The sequence below is a fragment of the Rhizobium sp. L43 genome (assembly GCF_002531725.1).
Classification (GTDB): Bacteria; Pseudomonadota; Alphaproteobacteria; order Rhizobiales; family Rhizobiaceae; genus Rhizobium.
Map to the genome: position 1 here is coordinate 126,321 of NZ_NWSQ01000017.1, position 18,607 is coordinate 144,927.

At 59.5% G+C, this 18,607-nt stretch carries 18 protein-coding genes; 7 read left to right on the forward strand and 11 right to left on the reverse strand.

Translation table 11 applies throughout. The features are described from left to right. Positions 1-186 precede the first annotated feature (186 nt). From CO667_RS22525 to CO667_RS22555, 8 genes are all read right to left on the reverse strand, one after another. The gene (locus CO667_RS22525) at positions 187-957 is read right to left on the reverse strand and encodes an FkbM family methyltransferase (RefSeq protein ID WP_179874198.1); all 771 of its coding nucleotides are present in this window, start codon (positions 955-957) and stop codon (positions 187-189) included. A 639-nt stretch (positions 958-1,596) separates the two neighbouring features. Continuing rightward, complete coding sequence (locus tag CO667_RS22530; protein WP_245433199.1) at positions 1,597-2,043, reverse strand: helix-turn-helix transcriptional regulator; 447 nt, start codon at positions 2,041-2,043, stop codon at positions 1,597-1,599. A 153-nt stretch (positions 2,044-2,196) separates the two neighbouring features. Then, positions 2,197-2,499: a hypothetical protein gene (locus CO667_RS22535; protein WP_097620480.1), complete on the reverse strand. Its 303-nt coding sequence runs from the start codon at positions 2,497-2,499 to the stop codon at positions 2,197-2,199. Between the two features lie 155 nt (positions 2,500-2,654). Beyond that, positions 2,655-2,966 (reverse strand): hypothetical protein, encoded by a 312-nt coding sequence (locus CO667_RS22540; protein ID WP_097620481.1) that lies wholly within the window; start codon positions 2,964-2,966, stop codon positions 2,655-2,657. 413 nt (positions 2,967-3,379) lie between these two features. After that, positions 3,380-3,823: a hypothetical protein gene (locus CO667_RS35640; RefSeq protein WP_210421746.1), complete on the reverse strand. Its 444-nt coding sequence runs from the start codon at positions 3,821-3,823 to the stop codon at positions 3,380-3,382. 11 nt (positions 3,824-3,834) lie between these two features. Further along, on the reverse strand, positions 3,835-4,215 hold the full coding sequence (locus CO667_RS35645; RefSeq protein WP_210421747.1) for a hypothetical protein: 381 nt from the start codon (positions 4,213-4,215) through the stop codon (positions 3,835-3,837). Between the two features lie 117 nt (positions 4,216-4,332). After that, positions 4,333-5,148, reverse strand: a complete 816-nt coding sequence (locus tag CO667_RS22550; RefSeq protein ID WP_097620482.1) for an ATP-dependent Zn protease — start codon at positions 5,146-5,148, stop codon at positions 4,333-4,335. Further along, entirely contained in the window at positions 5,145-6,998 is a 1,854-nt protein-coding gene (locus tag CO667_RS22555) for an ATP-binding protein (RefSeq protein WP_097620484.1), read from the reverse strand. The genes CO667_RS22550 and CO667_RS22555 overlap by 4 nt, the downstream gene beginning before the upstream one ends. A 71-nt stretch (positions 6,999-7,069) precedes the next feature. Between CO667_RS22555 and CO667_RS22560 the strand changes: the two genes are divergently transcribed. Then, positions 7,070-7,330, forward strand: coding sequence for a hypothetical protein (locus tag CO667_RS22560; RefSeq protein WP_097620486.1), 261 nt, complete (start codon positions 7,070-7,072; stop codon positions 7,328-7,330). 168 nt (positions 7,331-7,498) lie between these two features. Here the strand turns inward: CO667_RS22560 and CO667_RS22565 are convergent, their stop codons facing one another. From CO667_RS22565 to CO667_RS35470, 3 genes are all read right to left on the reverse strand, one after another. Beyond that, positions 7,499-8,593 carry a hypothetical protein gene (locus CO667_RS22565; RefSeq protein WP_245433203.1) on the reverse strand — a complete coding sequence of 365 codons (1,095 nt, stop codon included), beginning with the start codon at positions 8,591-8,593 and terminating at the stop codon, positions 7,499-7,501. 335 nt (positions 8,594-8,928) lie between these two features. Next, a complete protein-coding gene (locus CO667_RS22570; RefSeq protein ID WP_143540739.1) occupies positions 8,929-10,167 on the reverse strand; it encodes a hypothetical protein in 1,239 nt (412 codons plus the stop codon). 543 nt (positions 10,168-10,710) lie between these two features. Further along, positions 10,711-10,875, reverse strand: a complete 165-nt coding sequence (locus CO667_RS35470) for a hypothetical protein (protein WP_179874199.1) — start codon at positions 10,873-10,875, stop codon at positions 10,711-10,713. 164 nt (positions 10,876-11,039) lie between these two features. On the opposite strand from CO667_RS35470, the gene CO667_RS22575 reads away from it, so the two are divergent. The 6 genes from CO667_RS22575 (at position 11,040) to CO667_RS22600 (ending at position 18,163) form a co-directional block, all read left to right on the forward strand. Further along, positions 11,040-11,432, forward strand: a complete 393-nt coding sequence (locus CO667_RS22575; protein WP_097620488.1) for a hypothetical protein — start codon at positions 11,040-11,042, stop codon at positions 11,430-11,432. A gap of 133 nt (positions 11,433-11,565) precedes the next feature. After that, the gene (locus CO667_RS22580; RefSeq protein WP_097620489.1) at positions 11,566-12,381 is read left to right on the forward strand and encodes a recombinase family protein; all 816 of its coding nucleotides are present in this window, start codon (positions 11,566-11,568) and stop codon (positions 12,379-12,381) included. 88 nt (positions 12,382-12,469) lie between these two features. Then, the gene (locus CO667_RS22585) at positions 12,470-14,320 is read left to right on the forward strand and encodes a recombinase family protein (protein WP_097620491.1); all 1,851 of its coding nucleotides are present in this window, start codon (positions 12,470-12,472) and stop codon (positions 14,318-14,320) included. A 183-nt stretch (positions 14,321-14,503) separates the two neighbouring features. Then, positions 14,504-15,823 (forward strand): integrase family protein, encoded by a 1,320-nt coding sequence (locus CO667_RS22590; protein ID WP_097620492.1) that lies wholly within the window; start codon positions 14,504-14,506, stop codon positions 15,821-15,823. Beyond that, a complete protein-coding gene (locus CO667_RS22595; protein WP_097620493.1) occupies positions 15,820-16,773 on the forward strand; it encodes a hypothetical protein in 954 nt (317 codons plus the stop codon). Before CO667_RS22590 ends, CO667_RS22595 begins: the two co-directional genes overlap by 4 nt. 118 nt (positions 16,774-16,891) lie before the next feature. Further along, the gene (locus CO667_RS22600) at positions 16,892-18,163 is read left to right on the forward strand and encodes a tyrosine-type recombinase/integrase (protein ID WP_097620494.1); all 1,272 of its coding nucleotides are present in this window, start codon (positions 16,892-16,894) and stop codon (positions 18,161-18,163) included. Positions 18,164-18,607 lie beyond the last annotated feature (444 nt).

Consider the following 18,607-nt stretch of genomic DNA (forward strand, 5'->3'; position numbering starts at 1 on the left):
TCCGTGACGACATTCTTTTTGAAGACATGTTGGCAGCTTGAATCGAGTAGTCTTTTGTGAAAGAGGAATCCTTCTATTTTAGATGTCAGCCGCCTGCACTCTGCCACAATCGAACAAGATCGCGTTGGGATGGTTTTGGCCGCACCTTATCCATTTCCGAGACGCGTCGGCCGCTCGTCGTCCACTCTAGGCATTCTCGAAAGCCGATGCTTTTTCGTTGGGTACGAATATGAAGTTGTTAATATAGCGGCCGACTTTGCCGGTCAGGCCAACGTTTTGAATATCTTGATCTCGCGCAGCATTAAACTGTGAAAATGGTACTGGTCGGTTGGCGTCGATAAAGTAAACGCGATAGTTCAATTCTATCAACCATTGAGCTATACGCATTACAGAACCTTTGTTGTGGCGTTCTTCGATTTCAATCAAGAGAGTTGGTCGTTCCCGTCGTAGGGTAGCGGCTGCACCTCGTAGGACTGACTCTTCATAACCTTCAACATCAATCTTAATGAAGCCTACCTGGTCAAAAGAGAAGTCGTCCAACCTCATCAGCGGAACTTTGTGCTCCACAAAGCCTTTATCGGCATCCGCCATCTCAAGCTTATTGGATGACGCTAACGTTGCCCATGAGGGATTGTCACTTGGCATGCGAATTACAGCTGACCCAGCATGATCGGACAGGGCAACCCGATGCAGTTCAATTAGGCCGTCGTAATGTTTTTCCAACTGCTGTTGCATGCTTGGCAAAGGCTCAAATGCAATTACCTTCGACGTGAGCTTGAGCAAATGATGTACATAAAGGCCACGATTTGCGCCGATATCAATCGAAGCCTTCGATGGGTCAACCAGTTTCGATAGCTGCCCGATCTCAACCTCTTTATCTGTGAGAATGCGAATCTGTCTTCGGTGGACTGTTCTAGGAAATAGAGCGTTCGCGATACGTTTTAATAGTCTTCTCACGGTCGTCTCCCGCGCGTTGAATTCAATGTCAAACGTAAGTCGTTTTTTTAGATTTTCCCAGCAGAGTTTTTCTCTGATTGCTTTTGAAGATGGTCGGCGAGCGCGTGCCCGACATATCGGCGTTGGTAACTATCCGAGGCTGGACGGATTCTATCTCTTGTGACGATTGACTTTGTTTGCTTTTGCGCGACAGCGGACGGATTTCGGCTGTTCGCAGGCTGGCATGCTGTTGAGGACGGCGCATGCCGATCGCGATTCCCGACTGCTGTGCAATGAACGACCAGGTTTTAGTCGATAGATAAAGGACGATTTTCCGCTATTTCACTAACCCTCTCCTTCGGGGCCCGCAACTAGGTCGCCGCCGCCAGCCCCCGAGCACCCGCAAGGCCTATGCATAGGACGCTGTGAGCTGTGTTTGCTTCCTCTACCGAAGGTCGAAAACTCCTACGACACGTCTGCTTTCGTGTGAATTTGACCGAAGCCTCAGGGCTTTAAGCGTCCCCTGCCCTAATGCGTGAAACCGTCAGCAGAAATTGGATCCAGGATTTTTTGTCAATTTCAAGTGAAATCTTGAGCTAAAAATCACAGCGAATTGCTTTGTTGCGCGAAAATAGCTGGTCAAATGACTACGCCGCGTACCTATGTCACATCCTTTGCGACGCTTGAAGGCAATGAGCGAACCGCTTTCCGTACGGCAGGAGGCGCCCCCAGGTAGTTATGCAAGAGCTTCATATTCTCCTGGCTGGCAAGCATTGCCTGAACGGCGTTCATATCCTCCATCGCCACAGGATCGGCCTCCAGTGGCTTGGTTCCCCCGGCTCCAACACCGTCGAAGAAATAGGCCGCGGGGACATTCAGCGCGCACATGATCGCGTAGAGCACCGATGCACTGACTCGGTTCTTGCCTTTTTCATATTTCTGAATTTGCTGGAAGGTGATGCCGAGCCGAGCCGCGAGAACAGGTTGGGACATCCTTTTGGCGCGGCGAGCTAGAAATATGCGCTGCCCCACATGAATATCAACGGGATGAGCCCCCTGGGCGGTAATCGTCCGACGCTTCTTTAGTCCAGTTGGCTCTACGTCCACGACTTGGCTCCGATGCAAATTGGATCTTTGTCAGGAGAGCACCTATCACGCAAGCGGCGAACGAGGACGGCGACATCGGGGAGGCATTAGAAATTTCCTGCGAATCCAAATCGTTCTGTCGCGTCAACAGCAGTTCAGTCATCATATAGTTCGTCAGCAGAATGTCTGGCGGATTGGTGGCGATGCTCGCTGCCGAGCCTTCTGCTTCTTGTTGCGCTCGGCTAAACTCTGTCTGGCCATGCGCGCCCCCCGGCCTTCGATCCCGCTCAACAGCGTATTCTTGTCCGCCAGATCGTCAGGACCGATGATACCGCGGTCAACCGTCCAGAAAGTTTCTCCGTGGCGCCACCGATTAAGTTGCAGAGCGCCCGCGAAGTCCTTCGGATCTTCCCAGACCTTGAGCAGGACTTTTTGGAGACGCGACGTTAACGCCGGCGAACGCCACTGTGATGGCAATTAATCTCTGGTAACTGACCGGGCATGAAGGCGGCGGACTCTGAAAAAATCGATTCCTCTGCAAACGGCGTTTCAAGAAGTAACGGGGGGACGAAGTCCCCTTATGAGAACGCCGTTTGCAAAATCGGTCATCAGATTAAGCGGCTAAGAGATCGTCAGGTTCGCAGGTGAACCTTGCGGCGGAACGGCTGGTCATCGCGGGCATAGCGATCGACGAGGCTGTCGAAGACGTCATAGGACGCCCGCTCGTTGAAGCCCTGGTCGCTCAGCACGGCGACAGCCGCGTCGGAAAGCTGGTCAATCCGGTCGGGCCGCCCTTCCTTGAGATAGCTGGTGATCGCCCAGAACAGCAGGGCCCGAGCGACGTCGTCGCGATCCGGGCGCCGCTCATCCCTACGCCGGTCCCGAAGCCGCTGCTGCCGCTCCCGCTGCTTGGCGTTCCGCTCGTCGAGGGTCTGTCGTGCCATGATGTCCTCCCTTTTTGTTATGGATGGCACTCCCATGGTCAGAGGACCGGCGGACCGGCGCAACCCGTTTGTCGCGGCAACGGAATCATTGTGTTTTGAATCGGAATTCCGGAGCTTTGAATCGAATGAGCGCAATTTGACTCGAGTTGAGCGCACGTCGAAACAAATTGCCGGCAAACCATCGGACCGAGATTCAGCGAGCAGGTGGAATGTGGCGACGTCCGCGGCCTCCCCCGAAAAATTCGTGAATCGGAAAATTACGATTTGGAATCGTTGGTCGAGACTATCGAAACGTCAGTCGAGGTTTTGGAATCGTTCGCTCATAGGTCTGAATCGAATGAGCGCAATTTGTTTCAGGTTGCCGGCAATTGATATCGCGTCGTTTCAGTCGGCGCGGAGCCGATCCGCTGATCTCATGGCAGCTGGCCGAGTATCCAACCTTCCCAGGTCGCGACGTCATCGTCGTCTGGTGCTCCTTCAGTGCAGCGCCGCTCGACGACGCCGATCATTCCGAGCAGACCAACGACGGCATCGAAACGATCCTCACCAGTCTTGTCTATCCCAAACCCATTGGTGATCGTCGCTTCCAGCGCCGCGCCGTCGATATGCGGACGGTTGGCCAACCAGAGCATAAGATGAGCTCCTGCAAAACGGCGGCCAGCCTGCTGTCGCTTACTCCACACCGGGCGCCGCGGAATGCCAAGTTGACTGTAGACATCTCCTGGATATGCTTCAGCGACAACAGGTGCTCCGGGCTTCGTGAGTTCAGCAAGGCTTCCGTCGAAAGGCCATCGAGCAAGATCTGGAAGGTTCGGGATGATGATCTCTCGCCAGCCGATAATGGCCGCCTTACCCACTTGATTGCCACCTAGCGTCCAAACAGCATGCAGGCATCGCCACGGTCCGCCGTTGTACGTTCGCAGCGGCGGAGAAGCTCACTGCCGCTTCCGACTCCCAGGGCATCGAACAGGTGTCGGCGCTGCGTCCCGCCTGGCCGCATTGGATAGAAGGGACGATCGATGGCAATGTCGTTTCGATGCTTCGCGACGTCGAACCATCGCTCAAATCGCCCGGCGCCAAATGCTCCCAACGCCGAGCGGAAGTTGGCGAGACCCAGTACTTTGCCATAAGCAACCGGCAGGCCGATCGGGAAATCGAAACCCATCACCAGCGCGCCGTCTGTTTCGGCACGGTTTCGAAGCCGAGGGATGAGCTCCTTCGTTTCGCCGACAGACAATGGCGCCGACAAGACCACTTCGTCCCTTGGCGCACGGCGACGCACATCCACCGCTTTTCCGGTCGATACTCCAGTCGCAGTGAGCAATGACCGCCACAGACATCCTGACCTCCCATGTCCCCACAAGGTCTAGGAGGTGGGGGATAGGATGTCCATCACCGCATCGCCGTCGAGCGCCTGGGCATCGAACAGCGCCCGGACCAGCCGATCGAACACCACTCGGTTTTCGAAGATCACCTCGGTGGCCCTGGCCTGCGCAAACTCCAGACGCTGGTGAACCCGCGTTGCCAGATCGGCGTCTCGACTGAGGATCGCGGTCGGATCTTTGTGTTCGAGATAAAGCAGCGGATAGCGGCTACTGAATCCTAACGTCTGTTCCATGTCGAGTGCGATCCGCGTTGCGCGGGCGAGATCGCTCTGCTCTGCGCCGCCGGAGCCTGCGGATACGTTGTTCAGTACGATGAGTTCCGCCGCACGTCCGGCCATCAGCATGGCGAGTAGCCGCTCATACCATTCCACGGTATCGGGTGTACCAGTTGCGAACGTCAGGGCATTGTGGCCGCCGTCCTTGGTGTCAATCGTTAGACCCTTGATGGAACCCAGACGCAGGGCATGATGGACGACGGCGTGACCCGCCTCATGAATCGCATAGCGCCAGCGGACGTCGTAGGGGACCGGTGGCCGATGGCCACGAATGCCGGCCTCGATCTCGGCATAGGTCAGCCGACGCTTTTCGCGCCGCGCCTTCAACCGCGCCTCACGCACGACGCGTTCGATGTCGGCGCCGGTGAGGCCCATCGCCCGCGTCGCCAAACGCAGGAGTGCCTGTGCGATCTCTTCGTCATCGCGATGCGCGCGGGGATCACGGACACCTGGGTTCGTGCTTGTGTTATCGACCCCATGCGGCTCACCTGCCGCGTTACGGGGTTCCGCCGCCCTACTCATGGCCTTGCTCCTTCCTGAGGTTCCGCTTCTACGATGACATCGAGATCAGCGCCCAAGTGATGAGCGAGGATGCCAGCGAGGGCTAGGATGTCGGGTCGAGGGATCTCGATATGCGTCTCCAACCTTCCGGACCTGCGAATGGCCTCGTCGATTTCATGGGGGCGATTGGTGGCGCCGACAACGATTACACCCTCGCTCCTCACGACACCATCGAGCAACTCAAGCAGCTTGTTGACGCACGCGTTCCAGTAGTCGGCGTACTGTCTGGAAGCTGAGACCCGCATGCCAATGCCGTCGATTTCGTCGATAAAAAGGATGCACGGCGCCTGTGCTCGCGCTTCCGCGAAAGTATTTGCCATCCGGTCAAGCACGGCGTTCAGATATTCACCCTGCAGCCAAGTCGAGACGGAGGTCACGACCAGCGGGATCCGCAGGCTGTTGCACATGGCGCGCGCAAACGTCGTCTTGCCCGTTCCCGGCGGTCCGGAGAGAAGCAGCTTGGTGCTCATGTCGGACCAGGCCAGATCGCCGGCCAGATAATCCGCAAGGTCCGCCTTCAGCCCAAGCGCCCACTCCTTCGCTCCGCCGTAGCCGGTCAGGGTCTCCACCAGCATCGGCGGCCGGCACTCTCCTGGCGTCCCATCATCTGCCGGCATGGGGTGGATCACTTCGGCGCCGGTCGGCTGGGCTTTCGATCTGCCTTTTCGTTTGCCCGACGACGATGCGGTCTCGCCCTCGGCGCTACGATCCTGCGACGAGTGCGATGCCCGTCCGCTGGGGTGCTCGGTAATAAGCCGCCGCGAGGGAGCCGCGTGGTCTTTGTCTTTCTCGCTGCGCCGCTCTTCACGGTTATGGACCGCAAGCCCGGCCAGTGCGTCGATACTGGACAGAATCGGTCGACCAGGCCGGATGGCAATAGCGAGATCGTCAAGCGTCAGGGCGCCCGCATCGATCACCGCGATGAGGCGGTCATGGCACAACACTGCATCGGCGCCATAGACCGCTTCCAGCAAGTCGGCGAGGAATGTGACACTGATCCCTCCGCCCGTCAGTCGTACATCGCTTGTTAGATCGACCTGATCCGGAACGCCGTGGTCGGTTTCAGCCACGGCGAGAACCGGCGAGCCGTGCGCCAAGGCCCAAAGCAATTGAGCGCGCATGGAAGAACGGCTCGGGCGATAACTCTGAGCGACCGGAATCTGCAGGAACACGCGTTTGGCTTTGCCTTCCACATAGCTCCAGAGCTCGTCCACGAAGGTAAAATCAGCGGCCATGCCGACATAAGGACCGAACGGTACAAAGGCCGTTTCTTCGACAAGGTGCGGCAGCGCCCGCTCGAACCCGTCGACCGACACCTGCACGGCGAAGACCCCGGCGGGTTGACGAAGGAACGCGACCAGATCACGCAACTCAACGCCTGATTCCTCCATGGCCGCTGCGAGCAACAGGACGGTCGCCATCGTTTTGATGCCAAGCACCTCACCTGCCTCGGCGACAACCCTGACCGCATAGGCGAGTGCACCATCGTCAGCGCCGTTCCCGGTCGGCAAGCGTCGCCTGAGCTGCGCCGGCCACACAGGCGCGACCGACAGCAGGTCGGGCCGCCCACTCGCGTCCTGCGGAGCGTCGATCAGGAAGGCAGCGAGACGATCGCGGATCCATTGCCGGTCTCGGTCCACCTCGCCCGCCAGATGGGAGGGATCGAAGGCCGGAACGTAGCGGCCGACGACAAGGCCGTCGACGATGGCGGTTGTCATCATCAGCAGACCGTTGCGGACAGCCAGCCGCCGGATCTCGCAGCGCTGCAGATGGCGCAGACGCCGAAGCAGGAAAGAAGACAGACGATCCATCAGCTTTCCTCCACGGTGGTTGCCGCCGAAGTGGAAACAATTTCCGCGGGACCGGCGTGCTGGACACCGGCATGACGGTCGCTAGAGACAGCCCCATCGTGCCGCGTGCTTGCTTTCTCAGTGAGCCAGTCGAGAACCAGACGGCAGGCTGGATCGCCCGACCATGCGTGGTGGCACAGCCGATCAAGGAGCGTCGGCGGAATGGCTGCGGCGTCGCCATCCCCTTGTCGGGTGAAGGCGAGCGCGAGGCCTACGACCAGGGCGGGGTCGTCTTGGCAAACGCGATGACGACTGCCGGACATGGCAGTGCCAGTTCTGGCAGGACCGCGTAATTTGGGCGGCGATGATGAGGTGGGTAAGATTTCTGCGGACATGCAAGATCTCCTCGCCGGTCCAGGTTGGTCACCGGCGTCTTCAGAGCATGAAGGGAACGGGGAAAGGCGGGCCGCGGGCATCAGCGTCGCAGCCATCACCTCAGCCAGAGCGAAGGGCGGACGCCTTCACGCGTCGAGCAGACGCTGCGCAAAGCCGACGCGGATGCGGGCTACGGGGCGGCCGTCGTCCTCATCGTCCTGGGAACCTTCCGCCTCGTCGAGCAAATTGTCTGGAACAAAGATGTCATGCCGGTCCGGCTCCGGACCTTCCCGCATCGCTTGCCCCACGCTTGTCACACCGAGGGACGAACGCTGATTGCTCCGCCGCAGGCGGAAACGCGACGGGGCCGGCGTGCTCGGAGCGACCAGCGGATCGACAATGCCAAGCGCGCGGCAGGCCTCGGCCTCGAGCAACGTCTGGACACGGCGGCCGAAGCACACGCGCAGTTCGGCCATGCAGGCGGCGGCGCCATCGATCTCCAGAAGGTCGTCGATCTCATTCAGCGCCCAGACGCCGCTGGCATGATCGCTCGGACGGCTGGCGCCATCGACGATCGCCACGCCGACATTGTCGACCATCAGGCGCTTGTGGTTCTTGTAGAGCCAGTCCGGCAGGATCATCGCCGAGGCCAGCATCTTCAGTTTCAGTTCCTCGAGACGGGTCGTATCGCCATAAGAGGCGAGTGAACGCTTCAGGTCGAGGATGAAGGCCAGATGTCTGGCGCGGTTCACCAGAATGAGGTCCGGTGTATAGTAACCCTTGGCCGGCGCCTCGCAATCGAGACGGACACCGTCGAGGTGCTTCCAGTCGTTGCCGGTCACCGCCTCGACCGCGGCTTTCACCAGCGGCAGCTTCAGCGACTGGACGAGAACGACGAGGTCCGGGTTCTGCTTCGACAGGCGTTCGAACGCCTGCTCAAGCAACTTACCCTCCCGGAAAGAGACCGCGCGGACCATGGAGGCGAGATTGATGTAACGGCCGAGGATCTCGTCTTCGACCGGATCGCCATCGGTAATGGCGGCGATCGCTTTCTCGATCATGACGTCAAAGTCCGCCTCGACATGGCTGTAGCGGACGAGATGCGGGTGACGGCGCAGCGCTGGCGGCTCAAGCCGGGCGTCAGGACGCTGCCCGTATGCGCGGGACGGCGCCGACATGGCGGCGCCGGCGTGGGGCACGATGGTGTTGGCGGCAGAAGCAGTGGTCGTGGTGATGGTCATGCTTGATCTCCCTTGAGAACCAAAGAGCGATCGACGGCAGCGTCCGGTCGTCGGACGGCACATGGCATCGTCCGCGTGGTAGCCGTGGATCGCAGGTGATGGCGCGGTCACGCCGAGTGCCGTTCGCAGTCGGAACGGAGGGCGGTAGCCGCTTTAAGGGACGAGAGCAGGCAGGATGCTTCCCAATGGAAAGCAAAAAGAGGTAGAGAGGTCACAGCCCGATTCCTTGTACTGAAGGCTTGAGGGTCAGGCCCTTGGTAGCGTTGGCGCGCTGCCTTGGGCCGCTAAGCTTCATCGCTGAAGCCCCTCTTATGTCGCAGGACCCAAGGCGGATCTCAAGGTCCCTGGCGGCAAAAAAGAGAACGGAGCCCGAACAAAGTTAACGGCGGGCTCACAGGCCAAATGCGGGAAGCTGGAATCGGAAAAAGGGCTCGAAAGCCCCTTCTCATTTCGTATCGTTCAGTCCCTGACCAGTTCAAGCTTACGCCGGCGTGGTCCTCTGGCGCCGGAAAGCAGTGCAGCAACTGGGTCGTCGATCTCTCCGGCCGCAACGTTTTCAGCGTCCAAAAGCGTTTCGGCTTCGAACATCTCGGCCTCCTCGGTTTGGTCGTCGAGGTTGACATGATCGTCGTCTTCGATCCCGGCAAAGTCGAGCGTTGGCGCCGCGACGCCAACTGATCTTCTGGCAACGGCCATGCCAGCGACTTTTCCTTCGACGTGGCCCAGATAAGCGTCGGGATCACGATCGTCTCGAGCCATGTCTCAAGGATGTCGACCTTGGCCCAGTTCGTGCTGTCCCGAAGTCTCCACAGCAGCGCCTCGACCTGTTTCCAGCGGGACGCCGATGGCAAACCGACCTTCATTGTCGACTTTCCGTCGCCCTGTGGTCCAACGCCGGTGCCCAGACTGCTCAGCAGTTCGTGGGCATGGTAGGCACGGACTTCAGCTTTCGGCGCGATACGGCTCTTCTTGATCCTCTTGCCAGTCCTCCGCGCTTCGGCCAGAGCACCGGACAGGATCTTCAAAAGCCCCAGGAGATTTCGCAGGAGAGCCGCCGGGCTTTCTCGCGTCCGCGTCTCGATTATGGCCTTCAGACCGTGGACACCACCAAGATCGACGCTCTCGCTCGGCACTTCGTGGCCAGCCAGGATTGCCTTCACATCGGCAACCTGGATCCGACCCTGATCTTCAGCGAAAGCGAACGCCGCTTCGATCTTTTCCGCCGGCGCCGAGATCAACTGAATCAGCACCGTCGGCCCGACTGCCAGTTCTACCGCCCGGTCCCGGTAGCCACCGAGGTTGCGGTAGACGCCGCGCCAGTTGCGCGCCGTACGCGCGGTGATGTTGCAGCGAGCTTCAACCCACTTCCCGAGCGTGCCGTCCGGGATATGAGCACTCACCTGCTCGAGCAGGGCGCCGAGCTGGAAAACGTGATCCGTTTCCTTGCGCCCGAGATCCGCGAGCGACTTCGCCTTGGCCTCGAGTTCCGCGGAGACCTCCGGGGAAATCTCGTAGGCAGCGTAGTCGAAGCCCTTGCGCGCTGACGACGCCAGCGCGTTCTTCCTATTCGTCATGTCAAACATCCCTGTTTTCACAGTACTCGCCACAGCCGCACCATGCGACTGATGATCAAATTATAGCACAACAATTCAAATTCATCAATTATTACAATAGGTTGCGTCATTTTTGATATCACAAAACGACAACCATTACTTTGGTATATACTCGTATTACTTCGAGCTCCGGGCGAATTTCGGCGGGAAAATGGCGGAAAATAAATCTTATACTTAGACAGCAACCATTGATAGCATTGACGACGCAATGGCCTTCCATTCAGAGCCAGGATCACTACCCAATCAGCAAGCCGCAAGCGCGCTGACGGTGCTCGCTCATCCACCGCATACGAAGCTGTCCCCTTCATCCGTCGCCATTGAGAGGCCGTTGGCAGCCAAGTCGCTATGCTTAAGAGCTTGTGAACGGCGACTACGTCAAAGCCGGTATTTTTTTCCAAGATCTATTAAAAACAAACAGAGTCTCAAAAAGGCACATCGCCATGGTAAACATTTATTGCCAAAAAACATTTGATTACAGACACTTGCAATGGGAACGACAGTCGGTTATATGTCCCTTTGTTCGATACATGGCCCAAGCGCCACATAGGAAAGGAGACGCCAAGTGACGACAGCTTTCAGCACCATCATGAGGACGATCTTCTCTTCCGGCGCGTCCCTTCGTGCTCGCATCTCGCTGAGCGCTTTTCCTGGCCGGACCTCCTCCAGCATGGCTGCCTCCGCCGCCCATCGTCGTCGAAGACGATGGCAATTGGCAACCATAGGAGGTCCCCATGTCGAACACGAACCCCACAACTCGTACGTCCGCATCCCCGCGTAGGACGACGGCCATTCCAAGAGGCCTCAGGAAACATGCTTCCTGGTGGCGCTCGGAAGTGCCGAAGCTGATCGAGCAGATCAATGCGGTGCTGGCGGATGCCGATGCACCGGCAGGTCCGCGCGCAGTTCTCATCGAACCGCGCTTTGTCAGTTTTCCGCTGCAGTCGGAGCTGACTGGTCAACTCGCCCGGTCGAAGTTTGGTGAAGTCCGCTATGGACTGCATCTGGCTCCTTCCGTCACGCTTGCCGATATCGGCGATGCCCTGCAGAGCGATGCCCTACGCTACTTGGTGGAAGCGCATCTTTGGCTGCAGGAGGTCGACGAGATCTCGCTTCGCGGTCCAAGCGGTATGCAGGATCCGGGGGTTAGCCGGTTGATCGAGCACCTCAATGCTGCTGCGGCTGCCTTCTCGGCCGCGGTCGAGCGAATTCGCCCGCGCGACGCCTGATAGCGGGCGGCTGCGGCGCAGCGGCAATTATTTCCATCAAGCAACTGCCGCTGACGCCGGGCTCTCAAGGGAGTTGCGGGCTGCTACAAGTCCGCCTCCCGACTTCCAATCATTGTAGAACGGGATTGAAGACATGACGAAGAAGGTAGCTTTTTACGCTCGGGCTGCGAGCAAGACGGGTGAAGGATCGATCGAAGCGCAGATCGAACGCGGCAAGGCATTTGTCGCCGACCGTGGCTGGGCGCTGGTGGGGTTCTTTACGGACGTCGAGAACAATGAGACGCTTTTCAAAGCCAGGCCGGGCATCAAGTCGCTCTGCACCGATATCGAACGCGAACAGATCGATATCGTTCTGTGCGACGCGCCCCTCAACGTGTCGGCCAACCACATCCACGTCGCGCGGTTTCTCGAGGAACTTGGCTCCGGAGGGATCGAACTGTGGTCGGCAGCAATGGCCGAACGGGTGACGCTACGCAATCTGCCCTATGTCGACAGCGGCGATCACGGCAAGCACGCCAACGCGCCCTCCTCGAAGAATGATCACGGAATCCGACCGGCAGGCTTTGGATATAAGCTGTCGTCGGCCATTGATGTCACAGGTCGGCGGATTTTCGGATATCGAGTTATCCACCCGGACGAGGCCGAAGCTGTCCGCCGCATTTTCCGGATGTATGCGGCTGGCCGCGCGCCCCGCGACATCGCGTCGGCCCTCAATGCCGACGGCGTCAAGGGGCCGGGCGGCAAACCGTGGCGGGAGGAGGCTATCTACGGAAACCGGGCGCGCGGGACCGGCATCCTCAATAACATCCTCTACGTCGGCATGCGGCAGAATGCAGCTAAAGAATTCGACGGGTACGTGCCCGCGCTGCGCATTGTCAGCGACGAGCTCTGGCAACGCGTTCGACAGCAACAGGCCAATGTCAGGAGGCGGTTTTCCCAGTCCCGGTAAGGGGCGCGAACGCTGAAGCGTCAGTAGTTCTAGGGAGGCCACCTACCTCGGCCTCCCTTCCAAAGAATAGACCCGTATGGAGTTGGAGATGAAGAAGGTACTGTTTTACGCCCGCTATTCGACGGACCGGCAGCACGAGGTCTCGATCGAAACGCAGATCGAGCTCGGCGAAGCCTTCGTCAAGGATCGTGGTTGGAAGCTGGTTGCGACTTATTCCGATGCCGCAATCAGCGGAACGAGCTACATGCTTCGTCCTGGCATCCAGAACCTCATGGCGCATGTCCGGCGCGAACAGATCGACATCGTCCTCTGCGTGACTGTCGACCGACTGTCACGAGATCTCGAGCATGCGTTCAAGATGCTGAAGGAGTGGCAGTATCGCGACATCGACCTGTGGACCGTCCATGGCGCACAGGCAGTCACCAACCTCGAGATGGCGTTGCGAACGGCCCTCAGCCAGGAATTGGTCGAGCAGATCCGCTATCGAACGCGCGAAGGCATGAAGATGGCCGTAAGGAAGGGCAAGGCGTCGACCTGCCTCGCCTACGGCTACAAACTGTCTCAGCAGCGCGATTTGATGGGTGATCGCATCAGGGGTTTGCGGGAGATCGATCCCGAGAAGGCCGACCTCGTCCGTCGCATCTACCAACTCTATGCTGACGGCACGTCGCCGCGCGACGTCGCACAGCTCCTCAACAATGATGGTGTCCCCGGCCCGCGTGGCCGGAAGTGGCGCGATACCGCAATCCGCGGCCATGTCGGCCGTGGCACCGGCATCCTCAACAACGAGAGCTATATCGGCCGGATGGTCTGGAACAGGCGCCAGTATCGCAAGAACCCGGAGACGGAACGACGGACCGCCCGCGCCAACGATGCTGCTGAATGGGTGCTCAAGGAAGTCCCGGAGATGCGCATCGTCTCCGACGAACTGTGGCAGCGCGTCAAGGACCGGCAGAAGGAGATCGGCGACTTGTTCGACTTCGGGCAAAGCAAGCGACTCAATGCGACGCACCGGCCGGAATACCTCCTGAGCGGCATGCTGGAATGCGCCGAATGCGGTGGCCCCTATGCGATCTCCGGAAAGGACCGCTATAGCTGCACCAATCGCAAGAAGCGTCTACCGATCGACGAGCTCCACGGCGCCTGCTGCGGCAACAGCAAGACAATCACCCGCCACGAACTGGAAGAACGCGTCCTCAACTGCATCCCGGCCGCCTTCTACTCACTCAACATTTTCGACCGGATCTCGGAGAAGATGGTCGCGCATGAGGTGAGCAAGTTGAAGAGTGCGCCGTCCCTCCAGGACCAGTTGATCACCGAGCTTGCGACGATCAAGTCCAAGCAGGCAAGCCTGATGCAGCAGATTCAGGACCGGCATACAGAAGGCCGGCCGCGTCTCGCTATCCTCGACGACCAGCTCGACGAACTGGAAATCACCCGTGAGAAGCTGGTCAAGGAACTCGCCGCCACGGCTGAAGAGCCGGCGGAAGATTTTCAGGAGAAAATTGCGAAGCTGAGGGCGCAGTTCAATCCGGCCAATACCGAGATCGCCATCCGCAAGCTGATCTTTCTGGCGCGCAACAATGCCGACGAGCAAGCCAAGCGCCGCCTGATGCCGATCGTTCGCGATCTGATCCAGACGGTCGTTATTGGCAAGACACCGGGCCATCAGCCGGCGTCCCTGCAGGTCCATGGTGATATCGCCAATATCATGGCTTCGATGGATGTAATCGACATGATGCAGCAGCAGTTTGTCGCTTCGGCCCAGAACGATCTGATGACCCGCATTGCTGCTGGCGAGATCGATACGGAGGCAAAAAAGGAAAAGCTCCTCGAGGCTTATGCCGAGGAGCTTGTGAGGAAGTATCCCGAATGGGAGAATTTACAAGTTTCGGTGGTTGCGGGGGCAGGATTTGAACCTGCGGCCTTCAGGTTATGAGGTTCCAGACCAGCCAAAGTCATATCCCGTCACATCGTGCCAGTATGCGCCAGTTATCAACATAACATATTGTAATCATTTACATTTACCTGCACCGCTGTTTCCCTTTGTTTCGACGGGCATACCACCTCCAGACCGAGCTGTTGCCCGGTTTGTTGCCCGAGAAACAGAAGGAAACGGAAGATGAGACGAACACACCTCAACGACAAGATAATAGCCAATCTCCCGTTCGCAGTGTCGGCGGACCATCGCTACGAGATCCCCGACTCGTCGATCGAGAACCTCGCCATCCGCGTCGGATCGAAGAGCAAGACGTTCACCCTGACGGCCCGCTTCGGAGGGTCGCCGAACCCTTCGCGACGGCCGCTCGGAAAGTTCCCGAAAATGTCCACGGCGACGGCGCGTACGATTGCAGACAACTGGAACGACAAGATCAAGAAGGGCCAGGATCCAGCCGCGGAAGAAGCGCGAAGGCGTGAAAGGGAGGCTCGGAAGAACGACGAAAAGCTTCTCCGCCTGCGAAGCACATTCGCCTCCGTCATGGAGGACTATATCGTCTACCTTCCCACGCGAGAACGGAATAGGGCGACAGGGAAGCTGGTCGGCAACATCCAACGGGAATTCCTGAACCCCGATAGAAATCCCTGGATGAACAAACCAATTTCGCAGGTCACGGACAGCGATGTGAGTTCGCGCATCGCAGCCATCGCGGACAGAGGGGCGAAAGGCCAGGCGCGGGAGTGCCTCAAGCACCTTCGAACCTTTTTCCGCTGGGCGATGCTGCCGCACCGCCGGGACGCCATCGGGCTCGCCCGGAACCCGATTGCCGATCTCACTCCCTCCCTGATGAAGCTTCCAAAGAACACAAGGTCGCGACATTTCGGCTATCTCGAAATACAGGCCTACATCGCGACGGCAGCGAGCTTTGAATATCCCTATGGCCCCTTTGCTCGCGCTCTGATCGAAATGGGCCAACGGCGAGAGGAAACCGCGCGGATGAGGTGGTCGCACCTCGACCTCGAGCGCAAGGTCTGGACAATCCCGGGGGGGACTTCGAAGCCCGAGACTGACCATGTCGTGTATCTGTCAGACTGCATGGTCGGAATGCTGAAGTCTTTGAAACGGGCTCAGGTCGTCGGACACGGCGACTACGTCTTCAGTTCGTCGCACGGCCAGCGCCCCATCGCCAAGCCGAGCTGGTTCAAGGGGGAGTTCGAGAAAAAGTTCGCCGAGGAGCTCGAGAGAATCGCGCCCGGCGCCTCCCTCCGCCATTGGACATGGCATGATGTCCGCCGGACCGTCCGGACCCAGCTCGAGCCGATCGTCGGCAGAAGCGAGGTGGCGGAAGCGGCGATTGGACACGGCAAGACGGGGATCGAAAGGGTCTACAACCTCTATACTTATGCCCGGGAACTGAGGACCGCGTTCAATGCATGGTCTGAAAAGTTGCGGAAGATGAGCGAGGGCACGCTCACTCTCGACGACTGGGAGGATTGGAAATGATCCAGGATCCCGCCGATTCCGAATTGCGCGTCATTTCCCGGGAAGAGCTTTATCAGCTCGTGTGGAGCACGCCGGTAATGCGGGCGGCCGCACGGCTCAAGGTGTCGAACAGCTACATGGCCAGGATCTGCACGGCGCTCGACGTGCCCCGACCGCCACGTGGCTGGTGGACGAGGACGAGGGCCGGCCAGACACTGGCCAGGCCGCCCCTGCCTCCGCCCAGGCCGGGACGGCCGCTGTCTTGGTCGAAGGACGCGTGGGGCGGCAGCCTGAAGACGTACTATGACCGCCGCAGGGTTTGGCACGCGCCCGCGGGCGACCTCCACCCACTCGTCGTCCTCGCAATCGAGATCTTCCGCACTGCGGAAACGGAACCGACCGCGTCCCTCCTCGTCACTCGCGCGAACAACGCGATCGACGTCGCGGCGACTGTGGAAAAGCTCCGACCCGCTCTCGCATGGGCGAACACCTTGTTCCTCGCCCTCGAAGCGCGGGGGCATTCAATCATCGTGGCTGCAAGGCGCCGTTTCATCCGCCCTCGGATCGAAATCTGGGACGAACCTCCCGTTCACTGCAGTGAAAAGGCGGCTCCCGATCTCGCCCCCCGATGGCCGACTGTCGCAACGCTCCACGGCATGCCCGCGGGCCTTGCAATCATCGAGACCTGCCGGGAGACCCAAATGCGGTATCTCGGCGGCGGGAAGTTCGAACCCGTGCCGCCCAGATCACGGAAAGGCGTTCGCCCGGTTGTCGGCATCACCTGGAACGAGTGGCGACCTCAACCCAGCGGCAAGTTGAAGCTGGTCGCCTACTCCCCCATCCACCCGCCGCAATGGAGGCGGGAGTGGTGGACACCCAAGCTCCACGGAAACCCGCGGGAAGTCGAACTGATCATCGACGAGCTTGAAGAAATCGCTGCCGCGCAATCGGCCGCGGCTGCAACTCCCTAGCCTGCCGAGACACGCCAGGGACATCGCATCCGCCTGCCAGGCGGCAGCGGGCGCATGGAATTTCGTACACAAGCAAGATTTTCAAACGCACACCATCCAACCTCGAAAGGATAGTAGCATGCAGAAGATCCATCTCACGGACGATATTGTCCGCAGCCTGCCGTTCACGGCTCTCGGCCGCCGGGTGCACTTCGCCGACTCGACTGTCGAGAACATGCGTCTCGTCGTGGCCGCCGACCGGAAGGTCTTCTACTTCGTCCCCGACCAGCCCGGCATTTCCGGAATCCTGAGAATTGGCGGACATCCAGAGACCGCCACGGAAACGGCGCGCGAGATAGCCGCACGGTTGAAAAGAGCCGTAAATCTCAGCAGCATCGTGACGAAGCCGCCCGAGCAGCTTGACGCACACTCCCTGCCATTCGCCGCCGTGGTCGAGCTCCAAGCGCAGCAACTGCACCTCCGGCGCCACAATCGCAGTGCGGACAAGGACGCCAAGTTCCTGAAACGGTATCTCATCGACCCCTCGGTCAACCCGTGGGCGCTCAAGCCGATCGGAATGGTGGCCGCCACGGACGTCCTCGACCTGATATACTCCATGCGGGACCGGCCCGCACTGGCCCGGACCTGCCTGTCCAAGGTCAAGGCCCTGTTCAACTGGGCAATGCATCCCTCAAGGCGAGTCGAGTTCGGGCTACCGGCGAACCCCGTCTCCGATATCACGCCCAGGATGCTCGACTTGCGCCCCCGGTGGCGAGACCGTCACTTCTCTGAACTCGAGATGAGGGCCTACCTTGCGGCGGCGGACCGGCTTGAGAAGCCTTCCCAGCGGGTATTCTGCAAAGCTCTCACGCTGACCGGACAGCGCCCCCTGGATCTAGGCATGATGAAGTGGTCGGAACTCAACCTGGACAAGGGGATCTGGATGAAACCGCGAGACCGGGACTTCCTATACTCGAATACGCCCGAGATCACGCCGCTGTCCGAACGCACGGTCTCGCTGCTACTGAGCCTTCGCTGCGGCACTTCGTCATCCGTCGACGAATATGTCTTCGGCTCGGACTTCGGAAGTCGGGGAAAGCTGGCCAGGCTGAGAGGGATGGTCGATCGCCGGATGAGCGATTATCTGCAAGGGGCCGCACCGACAAGGCCAAGGGGGGAGCCATGGCGGTGGCACGACGTTCGCCGCTCGGTCATCGAAATCCTCATGGAGGCGGGCGCCCCGGTGGAAATCGCTCGCCGCGCCATCGGAAGCGCCCCGGATCCGATGACTTCAACGACTGCCCTCCGTTCGATCAGAGAGGCGCTCGAAAGACTGGCGCTTGCACTGAACGAGATCCGGCAGGACGGCGAGAGGGACGATGAGGACGGTCCCGGCCACTCGCCCGGGTAAAGGTGGATCCGGCCCCGGTTCCGTCTACCAATCCAAGCGCAACGCCCAGCGCGAGCGGCATTGGAAACGGGGGGCCGCTGGCTGGAAAAGAAGGACGCCGAGCGGCCTCGCCAGCCGCTCGGATCGGCTGTTCGGAACCGGACGATCTGCGATTCCTGGATTCGGCGATTTGAAAGCGATAACCTTGATGGCGGGGCAGCTAGGTGAATGGATGTCAAGGGTGGCTTGGGCAACATTGGAGGTGCTCATAAACTAACTCCTGTGACGTCGTGCTTCGAGCATGACTGTCGTTGCCGGAGACATTTGACGTCTGCCGGACAGCACCGGGGCCTGTGAGGGCTGGCTTCGAGAGGGGGCTTAAGTGTGCCGGTAAGAAGTAAGGGAGAATGCCGGTTGCCGATTGCTCATCACGCAATTCAAGCTAGAGTGGCCTCGCAGAAACGG